Below are 6,396 nucleotides of genomic sequence, written 5' to 3'. Positions count from 1 at the left end.
GCCAACGGCCGCCACGGTTTCCCCGCGAAGATGACCCTGCAAATCGCGCAGGCCCTTTACGAGAAGCACAAGGCGCTCACTTATCCCCGAACCGATTCGCGCTACTTGCCGGAAGATCATATCGCCACGGCCAAGAACGTCATGGGCAGTTTCGAGGATCGCACGCTTTCGGTGCATGCCGAGAAGGCGCTTCGCCAGGGCTACGTCCATCCGAACAAGCGCATCTTTAATAACGCCAAGGTCAGCGATCACTTTGCCATCGTCCCGACCGGGACCGTGCCGCACGGGTTGAGCGAGACGGAGCAGAAGATTTACGACCTCGTCGCGCGGCGCTTTATCGCGGTGTTTTATCCGGCGGCGCAGTTTGAGGTCACGACGCGCATCACCACGGTCGACGGCGAGAAATTCAAGACCGATGGGAAGATCATCATCGATCCGGGCTGGCTCGCCGTTTATGGCAAGCAGGCCGAGGGTGATGGCGAGAATGACAAGGCGATTTGCGCGATCACCGCCGGCGAGACGGCCAAGACCGAGGCGATCGAGGTGAAGGAAAACGTCACCAAGCCGCCCGCCCGCTACAACGAAGGCACGCTGCTCAGCGCGATGGAAGGCGCTGGCAAGCTGGTCGATGACGAGGAACTGCGCGAAGCCATGGCCGAACGCGGGCTGGGCACGCCCGCCACTCGCGCGCAGACCATCGAAGGCCTCATCTTCGAGGGGTATCTGCTTCGCCAGGGGCGCGACCTCATCGTCACCGCCAAGGGCATCTCCCTCATCACCCTGCTCCGCAGCCTGCACGCCGATTCGCTCACCAAGCCCGAGCTGACTGGCGAGTGGGAACACAAGCTCCGCCTGATGGAGCGCGGCCAGCTTTCGCGCCCGGCGTTCATGAATGAGATCCGCGGTCTGACCACGGAACTCGTGAGCAAAGTACGCGGCAGCATGGGCAAGACGGTCGAGGGGCAATTCAAGAATCTCGAGGCGAAGTGCCCAAAGTGCGGCACCGGTCCTTTCAAGGAAAGTTTCAAGGCCTACGAGTGCGTGAACCCGGAGTGCAAACTCATCGTCTGGAAAAGCATGAGCGGCCGCGAATTCGAGCGCGACGAAGTGGTGAAGTTGCTGACCACGGGACGCGTGGGACCGCTGGAAGGTTTCCGCAGCAAGCTGGGCCGCGCTTTTACCGCGGAGATCATCCTCAGCGAGAAGACGGAGTGGAAACAGAAGTTCGATTTCGAGGACGACAAAGACGCCGACGGCAACGCCAAGGCGGTGGATCTTTCGCAAGCCAAACAGCTCGGCGAAACCGCGCAAGGCACAGTCTACGAAACGGAGAATGCCTTCCTTTGTGTGCCGGCCGGCGAGGGCAAGAAGCCCGTGCGCATGGGGAAGAACATTTGCCAGCGCGCCATCCCACCGGAACAGGCGCTGAAGATTTTCCGCGACGGCAAGAGCGACCTCCTGCCGCGTTTCATCTCGAAGAAGGGCAAGCCCTTCTCGGCCTACCTCAAGCTGGACGGCCCCAAGGTCACCTTCGAGTTCGAGCCCCGGCAGAAGAAGGCGCCCGCCGCAAAGAAAGCGACTCCCGCGAAGGCGGAGAGCTGAGAGAGAAGAGCAGTGCTTAGTGCTTAGTGCTTAGTCGGAAAAGACCGCGCGCCCCTTCGCTTGCGCGTGGAAAACTCTCTGACTGAGAACTGAGAACTAAGAACTTTGCCACTACTTCCCCGTCAGGCTTTGCACGATGAAATTCCAGATGTCCTTGTACTTCTCCGTCGGGTGATCCGGGTACTTGTTGTAAACGGTGGCGCCGACGGATTCTGCGAGCTTGTGGAAGCCCATGCCCCACGCCGGTGAGTGCACTTTGTAGTTCGCCTCGGTGAAGTCGGCGGGCTGGGTCATCCCCCACTCGTTTTCAAAATAGATCGGGGCGGCATCCTTGTTCAGCAACCAGTCGGGCGACCATTTTTGGATGAGCGGCAGCAGCTCCTCGCGGCGCTTGAGCGAATCCTCAAAGCTCATGCCAAACGAGGGTGCGCCCCAGGCCACGCCGGGCACCCACTCCTGCATGCGCTGCGGGTCGATCGTCGGCTGGCTGCGATAGGCCGCGACGCAAGTGACTTTCGATGAAGTCTGCGCCACGGGATCTTTCGAATTCGCATCGGCGTGTTCACCGGAGCAGCCGACATACAACGCGGGCAGCGTCCCTTGCGAACCGCCACCGACCGCAATCCGCTTCGGATCGAGATTCCACTTCGCCGCATTCCGCCGAATGAATTGCACGGCGCGGACCGCATCGTTCATGGGATACGAAATCGGCGGGTTCGCCTTCTCCTGCACGGCGTCGGCCAACGTCCGCGATTCCACCGCGACGACCGCGACGTGCGAGGGGAAAAAGCGCCCGAGATCCACCGCATGTTTGCTCGGTGCCCAGAGGCCACCGTACCAAATCAGCACCGGGCAAGGCTCCTGGCTGTTCGGCGGCACGTAGACGTCGAGGAGCTGGTGCGGATTGGGTCCGTAGGAAACATCGGCCGCGGTCGGCGTGGGCGGAGCGGGTTTCGGCGGGGCCGGCTTTTCCTCGGCGGAAAGCAAGGTAGCGGAAAGGCTGAGCAGGAGTGCGGTCGTGTGAAGGAGGGAAGATTTCATGGAGAAAAGAGCAAGCGGAACACTCCCGTAAATGAACACCCGGGCGGGTGAAAATGTTAGGCGGGTTCGCGATCTTGCTCCGCCCTATGGCCGGATCGGCTTGCCGAGATATCCCAGGCGCAAGGTCGCCACCCTATCCTCCTCAAAACCGACGACCAGCGTGCCACGAGTGCCCGACGTGGCATCGACCACCTTGTCCACATAGCCCAGTTCGGTCCCTTCGCGATACGTGGCATTAGGCGGCCCGAGCAGCTTGACCACGTCGGCCATCGATTTTCGCTTGAGCAGCGGCACCAGGTCCTCCGGCGTCGCCCATCCATCAACGAACTTCTTGAGCGCCTCCCGCTCCACGGCGTGGGGATCGATCGCCACCGCACGGGCGCGCGCATCCTTGGGCGCGGTCACGCTGAGTTCGGCAATGGCGCGATTGGCATCCACCACCAGCGGGCTGGCCGGAAAGCTGGCCACAAACTGCCGGTAACGATCGAGCGACGAGGTGTTCAAGTTCTGCTGGTGCAGCTTGCTGGCCTCGGCAAAGACAAAGGCGTCGCTCTTTTTCATCTCCGCCATCTCGCCTTCCAAGGCATGAATGCGCGTGTCCTTGCCAGCGATCACCTTGTCCTTCTCGGCGAGTTCCTTTTTCGCCTTCTCCACATCGTCTTTGGCCAGCAGCACAGCATCATCCTTCCCGGCACTATCCTTCTCCGTGGCAGCGAGCTTCTTCTTCGTCCGCTCCAGTTCGGTGCTCATTTGCAGCCCCTGGACCTGGGACTCCGGGGATGGCCCGTCATCTTTATGGCACCCCGCGAGGAGCCCGCCGAGGGTGAGCAGCAAGACGACGGACGCGTAAGGGAAACGGCGGCAGTGCATTCGGGGATAGTCATCGCCGAAGCCGGCGAATCGGGAAAGGGAAAAGCGCGATGATGGGCAAAACGGAAGCGGTAACGATCGGATAAAGCAGGCCACAGCCGATAGCGGATCGGCTGGCATGCCGCTTGCAGCTTACAAGACACGATGAACCGATCCCATCCCGTTCTCCCTCGAATCCGTGCTTTCCATCTGCGAATCGCGGGAAGACTCGCCATGTTCGTATTCTTCCTGAGCGATGTCCAAATTACCCTGGCACAACTCGAGGCGCGGTCAAACCGCACCGACGCCGACACCGCCTACAAGCAAGGCCTGGCTCTCGCGCAGAAGGCGAAAAGCGAGGGCGGCTCGATGGTGGAAGCAGTCGCGGCCCTGAACGCGGCCGCAGAACAAGGCCAGCCATTTGCAGCCACTACGCTCGCGCGAATGTACCGACTGGGCGACGGCGTGCCGAAAGACGACGCGCACGCGGAAGCGCTCATCGCCCGGGTTGCGAGGAGCTCCGATCCAGTCGTCCTCTTCCAGATCGGCTTGAGCTACCTGCCGAATTCCAACCAGCAGTCCGAGGAGAAGAATGTCGACCGCGCCATTCCCTATCTTCTGCGCTCCGCGCAAAGTGGCTACGGTCCAGCCGTGGGCCCTCTCGGTTTTTGCTTCATGGCCGGGTCCACGGAACGCCAGGATTTCGTTGCCGCTTTCCAATGGCTTTCGCTCGCAGCCGCGCAGGGAGACGAGAGTTCGCGCATGTACCTCGAGCGCCTGCGCCCGAGACTCACCGCAGCGCAGACCACTGAGGCCCTCCAGCGGCTCAACGACCTGCGCTCACGGATGAGCGCGCGGCCAGCCGGGTTGCCTTCGGTCACGCCATACTCGAGCGCCACGCTTCCCGGCCAGGCTCCCCCGCCCCAGACGGCGAGGTAAAGGTCGCGCCGCACTGGGAAGGTTGCTCTATTCCTTCGATTTCCTTTTCGGAGTCGGGACTTCTTCGAGTTCCTTGCGCATCTGGCGGGCTTCTTTCACCTTGGGCGCGTCAGGTCCCATGATTTGCGTGAGCTGGGCTTCGGCGCTGCGGATGACGTCGAGGGCGTCGGAGTATTTTTTCTCGGCCTTGAGCGTGGCGGCAAGATTGAGCAGGGCGAGAGCGACTTCGGGGTGCGTCTTGCCGACAATCTGCTCGAGTGCGGCCAGGATGCTGCGCTGTTCCTTCTCGGCTTCGCCGAAACGCCCCAAGGCCAGCAGCGGTTTGACGAGATTGGTGCGATTGAGAAGGATGGCCGGATCGTTGGGTGGAAGCTTCTTCTCCAGCGTGGGCTGGGCGGCGCGCAGCAGTTGCTCGGCTTCGCGGAATTCACCGATGTCGTTGAGAACGCTGCCGAGATTGGCGCGGGCGCGGGCGGTGGTGACGTCCTCGAGACCGAAGACGCGCTCGCGCAGGGCGAGGATCTTACGGAACTCGCGCACGGCCTCGGTGCTGCGCCCTTCCCGCGCGTAAGTGCTGGCGAGAATCTCGCGGAATTCGATGACGTCCTTGTTCTCGGGTCCGAGGATGCCGCTCTCCAGGTCGATAGCTTCCTGCAGCACGTTCTCCGCGCCGAGATAATCGCCTTCGACACCGAGGACGATGGCGAGGTTTTTGCGGTCCTGCAAAGTGTCCGAGTGGTCGAGGCCGCGGGTCCTCTCATCGCTGGCCAGCAGCGCGCGGAACTCCGCCTCGGCTTCCTTGAACTTGTTCACGCCGAAGAGCTGCATGGCGTGCTTGACCTTTTCATCATGGCCATCGTCGTCGACCTTCTTTTCGGCGGCGGCAAGGTGGGTGGAACCACCCAGACAGATACTGCCGAGGCTCAAGACGAGGAGATGCTTTTTCCAAAAACGTGACATGACGTTTCCCTTTAGCGCCGGAGAGGGGCGCTGGCTACTGCGGAAATTAAATTCCAATCAATCCCGGAAGACGATCGCCCGCTGCCCGTGGAGGAGGACGCGGTCGGCAAGGTGCCAGCGAACGCTCCGGGCGAGGGCCAGGCGCTCGCAATCGCGCCCGAGGCGCATGAGATCGTCCGGGGTGTGGAAGTGCTCCACGCGGATGACCTCCTGGTCGATGATTGGGCCGGCATCGAGCTCGGGGGTGACGTAGTGGCAGGTGGCACCGATGAGCTTCACCCCGCGCTGCCAGGCACGCTGGTAGGGGTTCGCCCCGACGAAGCTGGGGAGAAAGGAATGGTGGATATTGATGAGGCGCCCCGCGAACTCCGCACAGAGCTCAGCCGGAACGACTTGCATGTAGCGTGCGAGAATAATGAGATCGGGCTGCACGAAACGGAACAGCTCCGCCATCTTGGCGAAGGCCGCGGGCTTGTTGTGCGCGTCGACCGGCACATGGCAGAACTCCAGCCCCTCGCGCTCGACCATGGAACGCAGGCTTTCGTGATTGGAAATGACGGCGGCAATTTCGAAGTCGAGTTCCCCGGAGTGCCAGCGCCAGAGCAAGTCGGCGAGGCAATGGCCCAGTTTGCTCACCATGACGATGACCTTTCGTCGCGATTCCGCCGTCCGAATGGTCCACTCCGCCTGCAGGTCCGTGGCGAGGGGCGTAAACTCCTTGCGCAGCGCCGGCAGATCGACCGCGAGCGTGCGCGTATCAATCTCCATGCGGGTGAAAAACCAGCCGGCCGCCGGGTCGGTATACTGGTGGACCTCAATGAGATTTCCCCCGTGCTGTGCGACAAAATTCGAGATAAGCGCGAGCAACCCCACACGATCCGGGCAGGACAGGCGAAGGAGGGTGCTCATCTGGGGGAGGAGAAATTAGGATTTTGCATTTAGCATTTAGGAATTAGCTCTACTGCCAAGCATTGCACATAAGCGGAAGCCCCAAATCCTAAATGC

General features: G+C 61.7%; 6 protein-coding genes. 2 read left to right on the top strand and 4 right to left on the bottom strand.

Annotated features, from left to right (window positions below):
• The coding region (locus tag ABJF10_RS02385; RefSeq protein ID WP_348542913.1) for a DNA topoisomerase at positions 1-1,602 on the top strand (1,602 nt) is incomplete at its 5' end.
• A 111-nt stretch (positions 1,603-1,713) separates the two neighbouring features.
• Here ABJF10_RS02385 and ABJF10_RS02380 read toward each other — a convergent pair.
• Complete coding sequence (locus ABJF10_RS02380) at positions 1,714-2,643, bottom strand: hypothetical protein (protein ID WP_348542912.1); 930 nt, start codon at positions 2,641-2,643, stop codon at positions 1,714-1,716.
• Positions 2,644-2,727: 84 nt separating this feature from the next.
• Positions 2,728-3,513, bottom strand: a complete 786-nt coding sequence (locus tag ABJF10_RS02375) for a hypothetical protein (RefSeq protein WP_348542911.1) — start codon at positions 3,511-3,513, stop codon at positions 2,728-2,730.
• 213 nt (positions 3,514-3,726) lie between these two features.
• On the opposite strand from ABJF10_RS02375, the gene ABJF10_RS02370 reads away from it, so the two are divergent.
• A complete protein-coding gene (locus ABJF10_RS02370; protein WP_348542910.1) occupies positions 3,727-4,431 on the top strand; it encodes a hypothetical protein in 705 nt (234 codons plus the stop codon).
• Between the two features lie 27 nt (positions 4,432-4,458).
• On the opposite strand, the gene ABJF10_RS02365 is transcribed toward ABJF10_RS02370, so the two are convergent.
• Both ABJF10_RS02365 and purU read right to left on the bottom strand, forming a co-directional pair.
• Positions 4,459-5,391 (bottom strand): tetratricopeptide repeat protein, encoded by a 933-nt coding sequence (locus ABJF10_RS02365; RefSeq protein ID WP_348542909.1) that lies wholly within the window; start codon positions 5,389-5,391, stop codon positions 4,459-4,461.
• 57 nt (positions 5,392-5,448) lie between these two features.
• Positions 5,449-6,300, bottom strand: a complete 852-nt coding sequence (gene purU, locus ABJF10_RS02360) for a formyltetrahydrofolate deformylase (protein ID WP_348542908.1) — start codon at positions 6,298-6,300, stop codon at positions 5,449-5,451.
• Positions 6,301-6,396 lie beyond the last annotated feature (96 nt).

This window comes from Chthoniobacter sp., assembly GCF_040003245.1.
Classification (GTDB): domain Bacteria; phylum Verrucomicrobiota; class Verrucomicrobiia; order Chthoniobacterales; family Chthoniobacteraceae; genus Chthoniobacter.
The sequence above is the reverse complement of the archived record's forward strand: the minus strand, read 5'-3'. Positions and strand labels throughout refer to the sequence as shown.

Excerpts from the sequence above, each read along its gene's own strand:
- ABJF10_RS02380 (WP_348542912.1), bottom strand. The coding sequence starts at position 2,643 with ATGAAATCTTCCCTCCTTCACACGACCGCACTCCTGCTCAGCCTTTCC.
- ABJF10_RS02375 (WP_348542911.1), bottom strand. The coding sequence starts at position 3,513 with ATGCACTGCCGCCGTTTCCCTTACGCGTCCGTCGTCTTGCTGCTCACC.
- ABJF10_RS02370 (WP_348542910.1), top strand. The coding sequence starts at position 3,727 with ATGTTCGTATTCTTCCTGAGCGATGTCCAAATTACCCTGGCACAACTC.
- ABJF10_RS02365 (WP_348542909.1), bottom strand. The coding sequence starts at position 5,391 with ATGTCACGTTTTTGGAAAAAGCATCTCCTCGTCTTGAGCCTCGGCAGT.
- purU (WP_348542908.1), bottom strand. The coding sequence starts at position 6,300 with ATGAGCACCCTCCTTCGCCTGTCCTGCCCGGATCGTGTGGGGTTGCTC.